At 47.2% G+C, this 18,418-nt stretch carries 14 protein-coding genes and 1 pseudogene; 14 read left to right on the forward strand and 1 reads right to left on the reverse strand.

Features of this window, described 5'->3' with window-relative positions; translation table 11 throughout:
* Positions 1–66 precede the first annotated feature (66 nt).
* The 14 genes and pseudogenes from WMO75_RS02450 to thiI all read left to right on the forward strand — a co-directional run bounded on the left by WMO75_RS02450 (position 67) and on the right by thiI (position 17,952).
* The gene (locus tag WMO75_RS02450) at positions 67–1,518 is read left to right on the forward strand and encodes an alanine/glycine:cation symporter family protein (RefSeq protein ID WP_227221908.1); all 1,452 of its coding nucleotides are present in this window, start codon (positions 67–69) and stop codon (positions 1,516–1,518) included.
* Positions 1,519–1,553: 35 nt separating this feature from the next.
* A complete protein-coding gene (locus WMO75_RS02455; protein ID WP_227221909.1) occupies positions 1,554–3,155 on the forward strand; it encodes an amidohydrolase in 1,602 nt (533 codons plus the stop codon).
* Between the two features lie 2 nt (positions 3,156–3,157).
* The gene (locus WMO75_RS02460) at positions 3,158–4,669 is read left to right on the forward strand and encodes a CoA-transferase (protein ID WP_118698122.1); all 1,512 of its coding nucleotides are present in this window, start codon (positions 3,158–3,160) and stop codon (positions 4,667–4,669) included.
* Between the two features lie 127 nt (positions 4,670–4,796).
* Positions 4,797–5,054 (forward strand): annotated as a pseudogene (locus WMO75_RS02465) (nucleotidyltransferase domain-containing protein); the annotation flags it as partial.
* Between the two features lie 235 nt (positions 5,055–5,289).
* Positions 5,290–7,290 carry an excinuclease ABC subunit UvrB gene (uvrB, locus tag WMO75_RS02470; RefSeq protein ID WP_227221910.1) on the forward strand — a complete coding sequence of 667 codons (2,001 nt, stop codon included), beginning with the start codon at positions 5,290–5,292 and terminating at the stop codon, positions 7,288–7,290.
* Positions 7,291–7,383: 93 nt separating this feature from the next.
* Complete coding sequence (locus WMO75_RS02475; protein ID WP_118698125.1) at positions 7,384–8,541, forward strand: pyridoxal phosphate-dependent aminotransferase; 1,158 nt, start codon at positions 7,384–7,386, stop codon at positions 8,539–8,541.
* A 242-nt stretch (positions 8,542–8,783) separates the two neighbouring features.
* Positions 8,784–9,836 carry a heat-inducible transcriptional repressor HrcA gene (hrcA, locus tag WMO75_RS02480; protein ID WP_022214189.1) on the forward strand — a complete coding sequence of 351 codons (1,053 nt, stop codon included), beginning with the start codon at positions 8,784–8,786 and terminating at the stop codon, positions 9,834–9,836.
* A 29-nt stretch (positions 9,837–9,865) separates the two neighbouring features.
* Positions 9,866–10,498, forward strand: coding sequence for a nucleotide exchange factor GrpE (gene grpE, locus WMO75_RS02485; RefSeq protein ID WP_022214190.1), 633 nt, complete (start codon positions 9,866–9,868; stop codon positions 10,496–10,498).
* Positions 10,499–10,537: 39 nt separating this feature from the next.
* Positions 10,538–12,409 (forward strand): molecular chaperone DnaK, encoded by a 1,872-nt coding sequence (dnaK, locus tag WMO75_RS02490; RefSeq protein WP_118698126.1) that lies wholly within the window; start codon positions 10,538–10,540, stop codon positions 12,407–12,409.
* 129 nt (positions 12,410–12,538) lie between these two features.
* The gene (gene dnaJ / locus WMO75_RS02495; protein ID WP_022213538.1) at positions 12,539–13,723 is read left to right on the forward strand and encodes a molecular chaperone DnaJ; all 1,185 of its coding nucleotides are present in this window, start codon (positions 12,539–12,541) and stop codon (positions 13,721–13,723) included.
* Between the two features lie 149 nt (positions 13,724–13,872).
* Positions 13,873–14,826: a 50S ribosomal protein L11 methyltransferase gene (gene prmA / locus WMO75_RS02500; protein ID WP_022213537.1), complete on the forward strand. Its 954-nt coding sequence runs from the start codon at positions 13,873–13,875 to the stop codon at positions 14,824–14,826.
* Positions 14,827–14,830: 4 nt separating this feature from the next.
* A complete protein-coding gene (locus WMO75_RS02505) occupies positions 14,831–15,574 on the forward strand; it encodes a 16S rRNA (uracil(1498)-N(3))-methyltransferase (RefSeq protein WP_022213536.1) in 744 nt (247 codons plus the stop codon).
* Between the two features lie 27 nt (positions 15,575–15,601).
* Complete coding sequence (locus WMO75_RS02510; protein WP_349077542.1) at positions 15,602–16,756, forward strand: cysteine desulfurase family protein; 1,155 nt, start codon at positions 15,602–15,604, stop codon at positions 16,754–16,756.
* A gap of 14 nt (positions 16,757–16,770) precedes the next feature.
* Positions 16,771–17,952 carry a tRNA uracil 4-sulfurtransferase ThiI gene (thiI, locus tag WMO75_RS02515; protein WP_022213534.1) on the forward strand — a complete coding sequence of 394 codons (1,182 nt, stop codon included), beginning with the start codon at positions 16,771–16,773 and terminating at the stop codon, positions 17,950–17,952.
* A gap of 92 nt (positions 17,953–18,044) precedes the next feature.
* Here the strand turns inward: thiI and WMO75_RS02520 are convergent, their stop codons facing one another.
* Positions 18,045–18,281, reverse strand: coding sequence for an HPr family phosphocarrier protein (locus WMO75_RS02520; RefSeq protein ID WP_118698128.1), 237 nt, complete (start codon positions 18,279–18,281; stop codon positions 18,045–18,047).
* Positions 18,282–18,418: the final 137 nt, after the last annotated feature.

Genomic DNA, 18,418 nt, shown 5'->3' on the forward strand with positions numbered 1-18,418 from the left:
TACTGAAACGAATAAAAATGAGGGGCAATGCATTTTTATGCAAAACAAAAGAAAAGGAGAGAGGGAATGTTTGCATTATTCGAAAACTTAACAAACTGGTTATGGGGGCTGCCATTATTGATCACAATTCTGGTAACAGGAATCTATCTGACGATCCGCTCCGGATTTTTCCAGTTCCGTCACTTTGGACATATCATCAAAAATATGTTCAGCAAAGAACGTCGTGAGGAAGGTGGAGACGACGGCAAGAGTCTGACGCCATTTCAGGCGATTTCCATCGCGATTGGAGGAACCGTTGGTGTATCCAATATGTCCGGTGTTGCAACCGCGATCGCAACAGGAGGTCCTGGTGCACTGTTCTGGCTGTGGGTTGCTGCACTTCTTGCCATGGTCATCAAAATGACAGAGGTAACTCTGGCTGTCTATTACAGAGAAAAACAGCCAAACGGCGAATATCTCGGTGGACCGACCTACTATATGCAGAAAGGTCTGGGCGATGAGAAGAAGCTCCCGTTCTGGAAGATCTTTGCGGTATTATTCGGTGGATGTATCTTTATGACATGGTTTATCACTCTTCAGAACTATACGGTATCTGAGGCAGTTGGAAGTACCTTCAAACTTCCATACATCGTACCGTCTCTGTTGTACGTACTTGCAATCTATGTGATCATCATTGGCGGTGTAAAGAAGGTCGGCGTGATCTCCTCTTATATGACACCAATCATGTGTCTGCTTTATATCCTGGGATCACTTTTTATCCTGATCACAAACTTTGAACAGCTGCCGGCAGCATTTGGTATGATCTTCAAAGGTGCATTTACCACACAGGCTGCTGTTGGTGGATTTTTGGGAGCTGGTGTCGCAACCTGTATGCGTCTTGGTTTTGCCCGTTCTGTATACAGCAACGAGGCTGGATGGGGAACTTCTCCGATGATCCACGCTTCCGCGAAGACAGACCACCCGGTAAAACAGGGTCTGATGGGAGCATTTGAAGTATTTGCAGATACCATTGTTGTCTGCTCTATGACAGGACTTGTTGTTATTGTGACAGGTTACTGGAATTCAGGACTTCAGGGATCCGAACTTACTCTGACTGCATTTGAATCCGGCATGGGCTCTGTGGCACGTGCACTGATCGCACTCAGCATCTTCCTGTTTGGCCTGACCACTTCTACAGGATGGTTTACATACTATAGTGTCATCCTGAAACACTGGCTCAAGGGAAATCAGAAAGTCCTCAAGGTTGCAGAAAAAGTATTTATTTTCGGAACTCCGTTATGGGGGCTGCTTGTAACTGTACTGACTCTCTATGGAAACGGAACACCGGCACAGCTCTGGGTGATCGCAGATTTCACGACCGTATTCCCGACATTCGTAAACGTAGCGACTCTGTTTCTCTTAAGCGGAACCTTTATCAAATTGCTTAAGGATTACAAGGCACGTTACATGGGAATTGGAGAGGTAGACAAAGATCTTGCACTTTTCTACGAAGATAAAAAGGCAAAAGAAAACAAATGATTTATCAGAAATAATTCATAAAGGATGAAGAAGCAGTGGATAAGATTTTTTTTAACGGACGAATCCGTACATTAGATGATGCCGGCCACGTAGCAGAAGCGGTTGGCGTGGAAAATGGCAAAATTGTTTTTGTAGGAACCAACGAAGAGGCAGAGAAGATCGCCTGTGAAGAAAAAGTTGACCTTGGCGACAGACTGCTTCTTCCGGGATTTGTGGACACGCATCTGCACATGCTGCATTATGCATTTGTAGAGCGTTCCGTCAAACTGTTTGACTGCACCAGCGTGGAAGAAATGCTGGACGCAGCGAAGAAGCGTATCGAGGAGCATGCGGGCAAACCGCTGACCTGGCTTTACTGCCGAGGATGGAACGAAGAACATTTTGCGGAGCCGAGATATCCGCACAAGGATGAGCTGGATGCCCTGTCCAAAGAAATCCCGATCATCATGGTCAGAGTCTGTGGACATGTAGGTGTCTGCAACAGCCGCGGTCTGGAACTGCTTAAGACGATTCCGCAGTTCTCTGAGATCGAGAAGGATGTTGATCTGGAAACAGGTCTGATCAAGGAAAATGCTGTACAGTTTTACTATTCTCTGCTTGACACCCCGTCACAGAAAGAAGTAGAAAACTACATTACCTACAGCGCAAAAAAACTGAACGAATGCGGCTTTACCGGTGTACAGTCTGACGACCTCGCAGCACTTCCGGGCAAAAACTGGAAGCGTATCATGAATGCCTACAAAGCACTGGATGCGAGAGGCGAGCTGAATGTCCGCCATTATGAGCAGTGCCTGTTTGAGCGTTTTGATGACGCCAAGGCATTTGTGGAAGAGGGATATCGTACTGGTCAGAGGGGCGATCATTTTACGATCGGGCCGATGAAGCTCATTCAGGATGGTTCTCTTGGTGCGAGAACTGCAGCGATGAACGAGCCATATGAGGACAGCCCTGGAAACTGCGGGAACATTATCTTCACGCAGGAAGAACTGGATGAGCTGTTCGCATTTTTTGACCAGCATCAGATGCAGGCGGCAGTACACTGCATTGGCGACCGTGCGATGGATATGGTGATCGAGGCGATCGCGAAATCTCCATACCGTAAGGATAACGCCAAGGGCAGACATGGAATCGTCCACTGTCAGATCACAAACCCGCGGATCCTGCGAGCAATGAAAGAAAACGACATTCTGGCATACATTCAGCCTGTATTTGTCGATCTTGATATGAATACCGTAGAACCGGCGATCGGAACACATCGTATGGAAGGTATTTATGCATGGAAGACCATGCTGGATCTCGGCATCCATGCATCCGGCGGCTCTGATGCACCGGTGGTAAGTTTCGATGCAATGGAAAACATCTATTTTGCCGTGACCCGCAAGAATATAAACGGCGAGCCGAAAGAGGGCTGGATCCCGTCGGAACGCCTGACAGTAGATGAGGCAGTGAAACTTTTTACAAAATATGCTGCTTATGCGTCGTACACAGAGGATGAGAACGGTACGATCGAGACTGGAAAGAACGCGGATTTTGTTGTGCTTGAGAAAGACCTCTATGAGATCGACCCGGATGAGATCAAGACCACGAAGGTGGATATGACGATCCTTGGCGGCGAGACCGTATTTGAGAGGAAATAAGTATGTATGAGATCATGAATGCAGATGAAGCCATCCGTCTGATCCGGGACGGGGACTGTATCTGCGTGAATTCATTTGTAGGGATCGAAAACCCGACTGAACTCCACGAGGCATTATACCGAAGATATCAGAAAATGCAGTCGCCGACGCATCTGACGATCGTATCCAGTGCCGGATTTGGTGTCTGGGATGACGAACATAATGCGGAAGGATATATTCGGGAAGGTGCGGTGGACAAGCTGATCTGCGGTCATTTTGGCGCGATGATGAGCACCAAAAAACTGGTGCTGGAGGACAGATTTGAGGCGTATAATCTGCCGCTTGGGTGTATTTCTCATGCAATCCGTGCACAGGCAGGCGGTCTTCCGGGAGCTTTGTCCAAAGTCGGACTGGATATTTTTGTTGATCCGAGGAGAGAAGGACCGGGGATCAACAGAATTTCCATCGATGATTCACTGGTGAAGCATGTGGAAGTGGATGGGGATGAATTTCTTTATTATAAACTTCCAAAGATCACGATTGCCATGATCAAGGGAACTGCTGCAGACAGAAAAGGAAATATCACCTTTGATGATATGTTCATGTCCGGCGACGCACTGTCCATCTGTCAGGCGGTCAAAGCAAACCGTGGAAAGGTCATCGTACAGGTGGATCGTCTCGTAGACACGCCGTCCCGTCCGCGTAACGCCATCATTCCGGGTTGTCTGGTCGATGCGATCGTTGTGGCAGAGCCGGAGGAGCGAAATGAAGCATACACGGCACTTACCGGAAGTTTTGAGATCCCGTACAAAGAATGGCATACCTGGAATGAGAAGATCAATGACCTCTCCCAGAAGCAGCGTAAAAACAACGTTCCGGCAAATATCATAGGAAAAAGAGCCGCTAAAGAGCTGCGAGTGGATGATATTGTAAACATAGGAATCGGAATTCCGGAAATGGTATCCAGATATGCGCGAAAGAGTGGGATGCTCGATATGATCACGCTCACGGTGGAGTCCGGAGGAATCGGGGGATTTCCTGTTTCGGGCGAAGCATTTGGGGCAATGATTGGTGCCGCTTCCGTTTATGATATGGCAAACCAGTTTGACCTGTACGACAACGGTGGGCTGGATATCTGCTTTATGGGCGGTTTGGAGGCAGACCGTTACGGAAATATCAATGCCCACAGAGGAACAGGGGCCTTTGCAGGCATCGGTGGCTTTGCCAATATCACAGCCAAGACCCCAACCGTAGTTTTCTGCATGACTTTCAACGCCAAAGGTCTGGAAGTCACCCAGGAAAAGGGTGTCGTAACCATCCACAAAGAAGGCGAGATCCCTAAATTTGTAGAGAACGTCTCAAGCATCAGCTTCTCCGCAAAACGCGCGATCGAAAACGGTCAGAAAGTCCTCTACGTAACAGAACGCTGCGTCTTCCGCCTCACCCCCAAAGGCCTGAAATTGATCGAAGTCTACCCGGGAGTGGATATGCAGAAAGACATCCTCGATCGGCTGCCGTTTGAGGTGGAGGTCTGATAGAATAGAACTTATAAAAAGTACAGAACAAATATTCGCTTGTTCTGTACTTCTTTTATGTGAAATGATATACTAAAAATAGCAATGATGGACACAATTGAGGTAGATGAGAAGTGAGGTGAGATGTATGTCTAAGCTTATGCAGGATTTAATTGAAGAATATGTGGAGGCTATCAAAAAGATTTATGGCTCTCATGTACGCCAGATAATCCTTTATGGTTCTTATGCAAGGGGTGACTTCCGTCCGGATTCTGATGTGGATATTATGATTCTGGTGGATATGTCTGATCTGGAATTCAAGGCATATGCGCAGCAGCTATCCTATATGACGTATGATTTCAATATGGACAATGATCTGGATATCAAACCTATTGCAAAAAGTGAAGAAATGGAATCTCTTTTTTGAGAACTTCATTGTATAATAAGGCTCCACCTGAAGTTTTATATGGATTTCCGTTTCCATCAGGAAACTCAAACTGCACAAACCAATAGTCGTAGATGGTCTTTGCCATCTCTTCTAAATAATCATTTATGTGAGAAATATTTGGAAACACAAATGCAATAGAATAGCAAAAAGAATAGCATTGAACTTTTTCAACATACAACCAGGAGGTGCTTTTGTGCAAAATTCACAACAAATCTTCAAACTACACTCCGAATATCACCCCACCGGCGATCAGCCGCAGGCAATCGAGCAGCTAGTCAAGGGCTTCAAGGAAGGCAACCAGTTCGAGACTTTGCTTGGTGTCACCGGCTCCGGTAAGACCTTCACGATGGCGAATGTCATCGCCCAGCTCAACAAACCAACCCTGGTACTTGCGCACAATAAAACACTGGCAGCGCAGCTTTACGGCGAGATGAAGGAATTCTTCCCTGAGAACGCAGTAGAATACTTTGTCTCCTATTATGATTACTACCAGCCAGAAGCATACGTCCCATCTACCGACACCTATATAGCAAAGGACGCTTCCACTAACGACGAGATCGATAAGCTCCGCCTCTCTGCAACGGCGGCACTCTGCGAGCGCAAAGACGTCATAGTGGTTTCCTCTGTATCCTGCATCTACGGTCTGGGTGCACCGGAAGAATTTTTTGATATGATGATCTCTCTGCGCCCGGGGATGGAGAAGGACAGGGATGATGTGATCAAAGAACTGATCGATATCCAGTATAACCGCAACGAGATGGATTTCCATCGAGGTACTTTTCGCGTGCGGGGCGATGTGCTGGAGATTTTTCCTGCCAACTACTCAGACCGTGCGATCCGCGTAGAATTCTTCGGAGATGAGATTGACCGCATCACAGAAGTAGATGTTCTGACAGGTGAGATCCGCAATGAACTGAAGCACGCTGCGATTTTCCCTGCATCCCATTACGTTGTTCCACAGGAAAAAATCCAGAAAGCAGCCGATGCGATCCTGGAAGAAATGAAAGAACAGGTTTCCTATTTCAAGAGCGAGGATAAGCTGATTGAAGCGCAGCGTATCGCCGAGCGTACCAACTTCGATGTAGAAATGATGAAAGAAACCGGCTTCTGTTCCGGAATCGAGAACTACTCGAGACACCTTACCGGGCTTGCACCGGGCCAGCCGCCATATACCCTGATGGACTACTTTAAGGATGATTTTCTTCTTATTATAGATGAGTCCCACAAAACAGTCTCTCAGGTCGGTGGAATGTACGCCGGAGACCAAAGCCGTAAGCAGACGCTTGTCGACTACGGTTTCCGCCTGCCATCTGCCAAGGACAACCGCCCGTTAAGCTTCGATGAGTTCGAAAACAAACTCGACCAGGTCCTGTTTGTCTCTGCAACACCGGGACAGTATGAGGCAGAGCACGAACTTCTCCGTGCAGAACAGATCATCCGTCCGACAGGACTTCTCGATCCGAAGGTAGAAGTCCGCCCGGTCGAAGGACAGATCGACGATCTGATCAGCGAAGTAAACAAAGAAGTGGACAAGGGCCACAAGATCCTGATCACGACTCTGACTAAACGAATGGCAGAAGACCTGACGGAATACATGAAGGATGTAGGAATCCGCGTCCGCTACCTCCACTCTGACATTGACACGCTGGAACGTGCAGAGATCATCCGCGATATGCGACTGGATGTCTTTGACGTACTTGTCGGGATCAACCTTCTCCGAGAAGGTCTTGACATCCCGGAGATCACACTGGTTGCAATCCTCGATGCAGACAAAGAAGGTTTCCTCCGTTCAGAAGTTTCCCTGATCCAGACGATCGGCCGAGCCGCCCGAAACAGCGAAGGTCACGTTATCATGTACGCAGATGTCATGACCGATTCCATGCGAAAAGCCATCCAGGAGACCGAGCGAAGAAGAAGCATCCAGGAAGCCTACAACAAAGAACATGGAATCACGCCGACCACAATTAAGAAAGCAGTCCGCGACCTGATCACAGTTTCCAAGGCGGTTGCTGAGACCGAAGCGAAACTCAAGAAAGATCCGGAGTCCATGAACCGCAAAGAACTTACCAAGCTGATTACCAAAGTCGAGAAGCAGATGCGCGAAGCAGCAGCAAGTCTGAACTTCGAACAGGCAGCAGAACTCCGCGACAAGATGATCGAACTTAAGAAAAATCTGGAAGAATTGGATGACTAGTGTACTTTACTCTTGTACAGTAATGGAGAGAGTGCTACAATAGAACGAACGGCAGGTATGATGCCTGAACAGAAACGAAAGAGGTAAATCGATATGCAGTTTTCCAAGAGATTAGACAGATTTGGAGAAGAAATCTTTGCAGCCCTGAATAACAGACGTATGGAACTGGAAGCACAGGGCATGAAAATTTATAATATGAGTGTGGGAACGCCGGACTTCAAAACACCGGAACACATCAAGAAAGCTCTGGCAGAGGCGGCCATGGATGACAATAACTGGAAATACAGTCTCAGGGATCTCCCGGAACTTCTGGAAGCAGTCTGTGACTATTATAAGAAACGTTTTGACGTAGAGCTGACACCGGACATGGTCATGACCGTTTACGGCAGCCAGGAAGGAATGGGACATCTTGGAATGGCACTCTGCGATGAGGGAGATGTTGTCCTTCTTCCGGATCCATGCTATCCGGTATTTGCAGCAGGAAGCCTGATGGCAGGGGCAGAGCCATACTACTACCCGCTTGTCGCAGAGCACGATTTTCTTCCATATGTAAAGGATATCCCGGAGGAAGTAGCACGCAAAGCCAAATACATGGTAGTTTCTCTGCCATCCAACCCGGTAGGAAGCATTGCCACACCGGGACTTTACGAAGAAATTATAGCATTTGCGAAGAAATATGACATTCTGATCATCCATGACAATGCATACAGCGACATCATCTTTGACGGAGCACATGGTGGAAGTTTCCTTGCAACAGAAGGAGCAAAGGAGATTGGCGTAGAATTCTTCAGCCTTTCCAAGTCCTTTAATGTAACAGGCGCAAGGATCAGTTTTCTCGTAGGCCGCCCGGATGTGATCGCGGCACTCCGCAAACTCAGAAGCCAGATTGATTTCGGAATGTTCCTTCCGATCCAGAAAGCAGCGATCGCGGCACTCAAAGGACCTCTTGAAAGCGTTCAGGAGCAGTGCCAGATGTATCAGGAGAGAAGGGATGCACTCTGCAATGGTCTCCGCGAGATCGGCTGGGACCTTCCAAATGGCAAGGGAACGATGTTCGTCTGGGCAAGGATCCCGGGAGGACGTACAGACAGCATGGCATTCTGTATGGAACTGATGGAAAAAGCCGGCGTCATCGTGACACCAGGAGCAAGCTTTGGCCCGCACGGAGAAGGATATGTACGTTTCGCACTGGTACTCCCTCCGGAGAAGATCAAAGAAGTAGTAGAAGCGATCCGCAGAAGCGGTCTGTAAAGTAAAACAGATATATCATAATACAGGAAGATTAAGAGAATCACAGTGTCGAACACAGAGAAGGTCCTGCCAGAATTGTCGGAGTTTCCCTATCTGTGTCGGAACTGTGATTTTTATGTTTTTTTCAAAAAATTCGTAATTATCTGTTGACAAATAATAACGACAGTGCTATCTTAACACTATAGATGTTAGCACTCCTTAATGATGAGTGCTAACAGACTAAACGGAAAGGAGCTGGGAACATGGATGAACAACTGACAGATCGTAAGAAACGGATTCTCAAGGCGATCATCAGGACATACATGGAGACAGGCGAACCAGTAGGATCCAGGACGATTTCCAAGGACAAGGATCTGAATGTCAGCTCAGCAACAATCCGGAACGAGATGTCTGATCTGACAGACATGGGATATATCGTTCAGCCACATACATCGGCAGGAAGAATACCTTCTGATAAGGGCTACAGGCTTTATGTGGATGAACTGATGCGGGAGAAGGAAGACGAGATTGCAGAGATCCGTAATCTGATGATCGAGAAGACAGATAAGATGGAGAAAGTGCTTAAGAATGTAGCACGTGTCCTCGCCTCGAACACCAATTACGCAACGATGGTTTCGGTTCCTCAGTACAGCGGAAGCAAACTGAAATTTATTCAGTTATCCCGTGTCAATGAATTGCAGCTGGTAGCAGTTGTTGTATGCGAAGGCAACGTCATCCGAAATCAGATCATCGATCTGGATGAAGAGATGGACGATGAGACGATCCTGAAGCTGAACCTGCTTCTGAATACCAATCTGAACGGACTGCCGATCCAGGATATCAATCTTGGAATGATCGCCAGACTTAAGGAACAGGCAGGTATTCACAGTAAGCTGGTGGCCAAGGTGCTGGATGCAGTGGCAGCTACGATTCATGTGGATGAGGACGACATGGAAATCTATACGTCAGGAGCCACGAACTTCTTCAAGTATCCGGAGTTATCGGATACGACGAGAGCAACCGGACTGATCTCCACTTTCGAGGAGAAGCAGCAGCTGGTAGATCTGGTCAAGGAGCGGATGGCAGATGACAATACCGGAGTTCAGGTGTACATCGGAGACGAACTTCCGATCTCGACCATGAAGGATTGCAGCGTTGTAACCGCAACCTATGAACTGGGAGAGGGAATGCATGGAACGATCGGTATTGTAGGACCGAAGCGAATGGATTACGAGAATGTAGTAAACAGCTTGAAGACCCTCAAGGTCGAACTTGATCAGGTTTTCATAAAAAATAAAAGCAATGAAGACGGCTAGCAGCCAGGCAGAAAGGCGGTAAAACAAAGGTGTCAGAAGAAAATAAAAACACGGCAAATGAGCAGGAAGAAACAGAGAAAGACATTCCGGAAACAGAAACTGTGAATGAGCCGACAGAAGAATCGCCGGAAGCAACGGCAGGACAGGACGCAGAAGCGGAGAAAGCCCCTGAGGCAGACGACGATAAAGAAACCAAATCCAAAACATCTTTCTTCGGCAAGAAGAAAAAAGACAATAAATTAGAACAGCAGATCGAAGAACTGACAGACAGACTGAAACGTAACATGGCTGAGTTCGATAACTTCCGTAAACGTACGGAGAAAGAGAAATCCAGCATGTATGTGATCGGAGCGAAGGACATCATCGAGAAGATCCTTCCGGTTGTGGATAATTTTGAGAGAGGACTTGCACAGGCACCACAGGATGATCCGTTTGCTGATGGAATGGAGAAGATCTACAAACAGCTTACCACCACAATGGAAGGCATGGGAGTAGAACCGATCGAAGCAGTCGGCAAGGAATTCAATCCAGATTTCCACAACGCAGTCATGCATGTGGAGGATGAATCTGTCGGAGAGAACATTGTTGTAGAGGAACTTCAGAAAGGTTACACCTATAAAGGATTCGTAGTTCGTCACAGCATGGTTAAAGTGGCTAATTAATATTTCATATATTTAGATATTTATCAGGAGGAATTTATCATGGGAAAAATCATTGGTATTGACTTAGGTACAACAAACAGTTGTGTAGCCGTAATGGAAGGTGGACAGCCGACCGTTATCGCTAATACAGAAGGTGCAAGAACAACACCATCCGTAGTTGCTTTCACAAAAACAGGAGAACGTCTTGTAGGTGAGCCTGCAAAACGTCAGGCAGTAACAAACGCTGACAGAACAATCTCCTCAATCAAGAGAGAGATGGGTACAGATTACCGTGTAACTATCGACGAGAAGAAATATTCTCCGCAGGAAATCTCCGCTATGATCCTTCAGAAACTGAAAAAAGACGCAGAAGGATACCTTGGAGAAACTGTTTCAGAAGCAGTTATCACAGTTCCGGCTTACTTCAACGATGCTCAGCGTCAGGCAACCAAAGATGCTGGTAAGATCGCAGGTCTTGATGTAAAACGTATCATCAACGAGCCTACAGCAGCAGCTCTTGCATATGGTCTTGACAACGAGAAAGAGCAGAAGATCATGGTTTACGACTTAGGTGGTGGTACATTCGATGTATCCGTTATCGAGATCGGTGATGGTGTCATCGAGGTTCTTTCCACAGCTGGTAACAACCGTCTTGGTGGTGATGACTTCGACCAGAAAATTACAGACTGGATGATCGAGGAATTCAAGAAAGCAGAAGGCGTAGACTTAAGTGCAGATAAGATGGCTCTTCAGAGACTGAAAGAAGCAGCAGAGAAAGCTAAAAAAGAACTTTCTTCCGCAACAACAACAAACATCAACCTTCCGTTCATCACTGCAACAGCAGAAGGACCGAAGCATTTCGATATGAACCTTACAAGAGCTAAATTCGATGAGCTGACACATGACCTGGTAGAGAAGACAGCAGAGCCGGTTCGCCGTGCACTGTCTGATGCAGGAATCACAGCTTCCGAACTTGGTCAGGTACTTCTGGTAGGTGGATCTACACGTATCCCGGCTGTACAGGACAAAGTAAAACAGCTCACAGGCAAAGAGCCAAGCAAATCCCTGAACCCGGATGAATGTGTTGCACTTGGTGCTTCCGTACAGGGTGGTAAACTTGCAGGTGATGCAGGTGCCGGCGATATCCTTCTTCTGGATGTTACTCCGCTGTCACTGTCCATCGAGACAATGGGTGGTATCGCAACTCGTCTGATCGAGAGAAATACAACAATCCCGACCAAGAAGAGCCAGATCTTCTCCACAGCAGCAGACAACCAGACAGCTGTAGATATCAACGTTGTACAGGGTGAGCGTCAGTTCGCAAAAGACAACAAATCCCTCGGACAGTTCCGTCTGGATGGAATCCCGCCAGCACGTCGTGGTGTTCCGCAGATCGAGGTTACATTTGATATCGATGCCAACGGTATCGTAAATGTATCTGCTAAGGACCTTGGAACAGGTAAAGAGCAGCACATCACAATCACAGCAGGTTCCAACATGTCTGATTCCGAGATCGACAAAGCAGTCAAAGAAGCTGCTGAGTTCGAAGCTCAGGATAAGAAACGTAAAGAGGGAATCGACACAAGAAACAACGCAGACTCCATGGTATTCCAGGTTGAGAATGCACTCAAAGAAGCTGGCGACAAGATCGACGCTAACGACAAAGCAGCAGTTGAGACAGACCTGAACGCACTCAAAGATCTGCTTGCTCAGACAGCAAACGCAGAACTGACAGATGCTCAGATCGCAGACATCAAAGCAGCTCAGGAAAAGATGATGGAAAGTGCTCAGAAGCTTTTCGCTAAAATGTATGAGCAGACACAGCAGGCAGGCGGCCAGGCTGGTCCGAACCCGGGAGCAGGCGCAGCTCAGGGTGGAAATGAAGCAGGCTATGGCGATGATGTTGTAGACGCTGACTACAAAGAAGTCTAAATAAAAGTTACTGAGAACCAGACAGTAAAGTAAAAACAATAAGCCTCCGGCGCACACATTCCGTCTGCGCGGGAGGCATCTTGGATATAAGAAAAATAAAACTAATAACACATATAGGAAAGAGAAAAGATGGCTGATAAAAGAGATTACTATGAGGTCCTGGGTGTCAGCAAGACTGCCAGTGAATCAGAACTGAAGAGCGCATACCGAAAATTAGCCAAGAAATATCACCCGGACGTAAACCCGGGAGATAAAGAAGCAGAGGCCAAATTCAAAGAAGCAACAGAAGCATACAGTGTCTTAAGTGATGCAGACAAACGTAGACAGTACGACCAGTTTGGTCACGCTGCATTTGAGCAGGGCGGCGGTGGAGCCGGCGGCTACGGTGGATTTGGCGGTTTCGATGGCGCAGATATGGGAGATATTTTTGGAGACATTTTCGGAGATCTGTTTGGAGGCGGCGGAAGACGCCGTGCCAACAACGGACCGATGAAAGGTGCCAATTTACGTGCCCGTGTAAATATTACTTTTGAAGAAGCTGTATTCGGCTGTGACAAAGAACTGGAGATCGTGCTTAAGGACGAATGTACCACCTGTCATGGAACAGGAGCAAAACCAGGAACACAGCCAACTACCTGTCCGAAATGTAAAGGAGAAGGTCAGATCGTCTATACACAGCAGTCCATGTTTGGTATGGTCCGTAATGTACAGACCTGTCCGGACTGTAACGGATCTGGTAAGATCATCAAGGATAAATGCAGTGCCTGCCATGGAACAGGATATACTTCCGCACGTAAGAAGATCCAGGTTTCCATCCCGGCCGGTATCGACAACGGACAGAGCATCCGTATCCGTGATAAGGGTGAACCAGGAACCAATGGCGGACCGAGAGGCGACCTTCTCGTAGAAGTAAATGTAGCACGTCACCCGATCTTCCAGAGACAGGATATGAATATCTTCTCTACCGCACCGCTGACTTATGCACAGGCAGCACTGGGTGGTGAGATCCATATAAATACTGTTGATGGTGACGTTGTATACGAAGTAAAACCAGGAACACAGACCGACACACGTATCCGTCTCAAGGGTAAGGGTGTTCCATCCCTGAGAAACAAGAATGTCCGTGGTGACCACTACGTTACCCTGATCGTTCAGGTTCCGACCAAACTCAATGAGGAAGCCAAAGAAGCACTCCGCAAGTTCGACGAAGCCTGCGGAAACGTCAACCTCGATGAGAAAAAAGGCGGTTCCGAGAAGTCCGAAAAGAAGAAAAAGAGTTTTATGGATAAACTCAAAGAAACTTTTGAGGACTAAAAAGTTTAAGGAAAAGAGGGTTTCCCTCTTTTCTTTTTTTGTGGTTTCATGTATATTAGATACCAGGGTTAAAAGAACAAAAGCTTGCTGCGGAACAATCCGTAAGTATCGTAAAATTGTCGCATATAATAGACAGGAGATTAAAATATATGAAGTGGAATCGTTTTACCATTAAAACAAAAACAGAAGCAGAGGACATGATCATCTGCACACTGGCAGAGATCGGCGTAGAGGGTGCTGAGATCCAGGATCATCAGCCGCTCACAGAAGAAGATAAAGCTCAGATGTTCGTTGACATCATGCCGGAAGGACCGGCAGATGACGGGATCGCATATCTGAATTTTTATCTGGAAGAAGATGCCGACAAGGAGAGCATTCTTCGTGATGTAAGAAACGCACTGGAAGAACTGCGTACTTTCATGGACATCGGAGAAGGCACGATCGAAGAATCCGAGACAGAAGATAAGGACTGGATCAACAACTGGAAAGAATTTTTCCATCAGTTCTATGTAGATGATATCCTGATCGTTCCATCCTGGGAAGAAGTCAAAGAAGAAGATAAGGACAAAATGATCCTTCACATTGACCCGGGTACAGCATTTGGAACCGGTATGCACGAGACAACACAGCTCGTGATCCGTCAGCTCAAGAAATATGTGACCCGCGGCGCAGAGATCCTCGATGTAGGAACAGGAAGCGGAATCCTTGGAATCACAGCACTTAAACTCGGTGCAGGACATGTTGTCGGAACAGACCTTGATCCATGTGCAGTTTCTGCTGTACAGGATAACAAAGAAGCAAACCAGATCGAAGATGATTCTTTTGATATGATGATCGGAAACATCATCGATGACGTTGAAGTACAGAATGAAGTCGGATATGAGAGATACGATATCGTAGCTGCAAACATCCTTGCAGATGTTCTCGTTCCGCTGACCCCGGTCATCGTTCATCAGATGAAAAAAGGTGCATACTACATCACTTCCGGAATCCTTGATGTCAAGGAAGAAGTTGTCAGAGAAGCAGTAGAGAAGGCCGGTCTTACTCTGGTAGAAGTTACAAAGCAGGGCGAATGGGTCTGCGTAACTGCAAGAAAGGACTGATCTCATGCAGAGGTTTTTTGTAGAACCGCATCAGATTGATGAGGAAGCGCACCAGATCCATATCACAGGGACCGATGTGAACCATATCGCCAATGTCCTTCGTATGAAACAGGGAGAGGAACTGTGGATCAGCGACGGCGGCAAATGTGAATACCGCTGTACGATCGAGGCTTTTGAGCCGGACGAGGTGCTCCTTCACATCATTTATTCTCAGGAGCCGGATTATGAGCTCCCAAGCAGGATTTATCTGTTCCAGGGCCTGCCGAAAGCGGATAAGATGGAACTGATCATACAGAAAGCAGTCGAGCTTGGCGCATACGAAGTCATTCCGGTGGAGACCAGACGCTGTGTCGTCAAACTGGATGGCAAAAAGGCCGCCAAAAAAGTCGACCGCTGGCAGCAGATTGCAGAGAGCGCGGCGAAGCAGTCCAAGCGAATGCTGATCCCGCATGTACATGAGGTTATCACCTTTAAAGAAGCCCTGAAATATGCAGAATCCATGGATATCCGTCTGATTCCTTACGAACTTGCAAAGGGAATGCCAGAGACAAAGGAAATCCTTGCGGCGATAGAACCGGGACAGTCCATCGGGATCTTCATCGGACCGGAGGGCGGTTTCGAAGAAAAAGAAGTAAAAGCTGCGATCGAAGGAGGAGCGAAGCCGATCACCCTCGGACGACGGATCCTCCGCACAGAGACAGCAGGACTTGCGATCCTGTCTGTTCTCATGTTCCAGCTTGAAAATTAATACGGATACAATAATAAAGAGGAAATTATGGAAGTTTATTTTGATAATTCCGCCACCACCAGATGCTACGATTCCGTCAAAGACATCGTAGTAAAGACCATGACAGAGGACTTCGGAAATCCATCTGCCATGCATCTCAAGGGTGTAGATGCGGAGAAATATGTAAAAGAAGCAACAAAGACGATCGCCGGAATCCTGAAAGTACAGGAAAAAGAGATCCTGTTTACTTCCGGTGGTACAGAGTCTGACAACCTTGCACTCATTGGTGGTGCAATGGCAAACAAACGAAACGGAAACCACATCATCATCACATCTGTAGAGCATGCGGCGGTCAGCCAGCCGGCACTGTACCTTCAGGAGCAGGGATTTGAGATCACCTACCTCCCGGTAGACGCACAGGGCAGAGTGAAGATGGAAGCACTGGAAGCCGTTCTGAGACCAGACACGATCATGGTATCTACCATGCTTGTAAATAACGAAGTCGGTGCAGTGATGCCGGTCGAGGAGATCGCCAGGATGGTCCATGAAAAGAGCCCGAGGGCGCTCTATCACGTGGATGCGATCCAGGGATTCGGCAAATACCGTATCTATCCGAAAAAAATGGGGATCGACCTTCTCGCAGTCAGTGGACACAAGATCCACGGGCCGAAAGGAATCGGTTTCCTGTACATCAATGAGAAAGTCAAGATCATCCCGCAGATCCTTGGCGGCGGTCAGCAGAGCGGCATGCGTTCAGGAACCGACAACGTACCTGGGATCGCCGGACTTGGTGTGGCAGCCGGACAGATTTACAAGAATCTGGATGAGAATGTAGAGCATATGTATCAGCTCAAAGAGCACATTGCCGAGGGACTTTCCCAGATCGAAGACATCCGCATCAACGGAATGCCGCTCCGTGAGGGCACACCGCAGATCTTAAGTATCAGCGTGATGGGCGTTCGAAGCGAAGTCCTGCTTCATTCCCTGGAAGATAAGGGAATCTACATTTCCGCAGGAAGCGCATGCTCCAGCCACAAGAGAAAACCAAGCGCAACTTTAAGTGCCATGGGAATGTCCAAGGACCAGATCGAAAGCACCGTCCGCTTAAGTTTCTGTGAAGAAAATACCATCGAAGAAGCAGACTATTTCCTGGAAACCATGAAAACTCTGGTTCCGATGCTCAGACGATATTCAAGAAAATAATCAGGAGGAACAGTATGATATTTCATGCATTTTTGATCAAATATGCAGAGATCGCCATCAAGGGAAAAAACAGATATCTTTTTGAAGATGCCCTTGTAAAGCAGATGAAACTGGCTCTGGAGCCGGTAGAAGGCGAATTTACAGTAACCAAGGAACAGGGCCGTGTATACGTGTTCTGCCCGGAGAAATATGATTTTGACGAGGCTGTGGAGGCTCTGCAGCGAGTATTTGGTATCGTAGGTATCAGCCCGGTCGTGATCTACGAAGATCAGGGATTTGACCAGATGGCAAAAGATGTCGTATCTTATATGGAAGCAAGATACCCGGGATATGCCGGAAGCTTCAAAGTCTACACAAGAAGAGCCAAGAAATCCTACCCGATCACTTCCATGGAAGTCAGCGCAGGAATCGGAGAAAAGATCCTGGATGCATTCCCGGAGGCATCTGTAGATGTACATCATCCGGAAATGACACTGTCCGTAGAGATCCGTGACAAGATCTATGTATATTCCGAGACTCTTCCAGGACCGGGAGGAATGCCGATCGGAACAAACGGCAAGGCAATGCTCCTTCTTTCCGGCGGTATCGACAGCCCTGTTGCCGGATACATGATCGCAAAACGTGGTGTCAAGATCGAAGCCGTTTATTTCCACGCTCCGCCGTACACCAGCGAGCGTGCAAAACAGAAAGTTGTAGATCTTGCAAAACTGGTAGCACGCTACAGCGGACCGATCCGTCTGCACGTGGTCAATTTTACAGATATCCAGCTTTATATTTACGATCAGTGCCCGCATGAAGAACTGACGATCATCATGCGCCGTTACATGATGCGTATCGCAGAGCATTTTGCACGCAAGGATAAATGCCTTGGTCTGATCACAGGAGAGAGCATTGGACAGGTAGCGAGCCAGACTTTACAGAGTCTTGCTGCAACAGATGAGGCATGCGAGCTTCCTGTATACCGTCCGGTTATCGGATTTGACAAGGAGGAGATCGTTCAGATTTCCAGAAAGATCAACACATTCGAGACTTCTATCCAGCCGTTTGAAGACTGCTGTACGATTTTTGTTGCAAAACATCCTGTAACAAAACCAAACCTCAAAGTGATCCGCAGATCCGAGGAGAAACTGAACGAGAAGATCGACCAGCTGATGGAAGAAGCACTGGCCACAACAGAAATCATCGAAATCCAGTAAAAAAGCAAAATAAAAACAGCTTCATATGTGGTCACACAATGAAGCTGTTTTAAAATCTGGTATGTCCGGTCAGAAACCGGCACGATGCAGAATCACTCAATAACATATGGCTCAACAACAGCCAGGATTGTATCGAGAGTACTTCCCTCTGCGTGGATGTTCAGGTTGATCGGTTTGGAAAGATCCAGACTGAAGATACCCATGATAGATTTGGCATCGATCACATATCTTCCGGAAACCAGATCAAAATCGCAGTCGAATTTGCTGATCTCGTTCACAAATGCCTTCACTTTATCGATTGAGTTCAGAGAAATCTTTAATGTTTTCATTATGATAAATCCTCCTTTATTATTAGTAAAGTAACTGCTCACCGGTAGTATCCCGCGAGGTGTTTTGCCATGGATATGGCAAAATCCCGAGACATACAGGGCAAAATGCTATCACCGAAGGTGATGTGGAATGCATT

Origin of the sequence: Blautia intestinihominis (assembly GCF_040096655.1) — a bacterium.
GTDB classification, from domain to species: domain Bacteria; phylum Bacillota; class Clostridia; order Lachnospirales; family Lachnospiraceae; genus Blautia_A; species Blautia_A intestinihominis.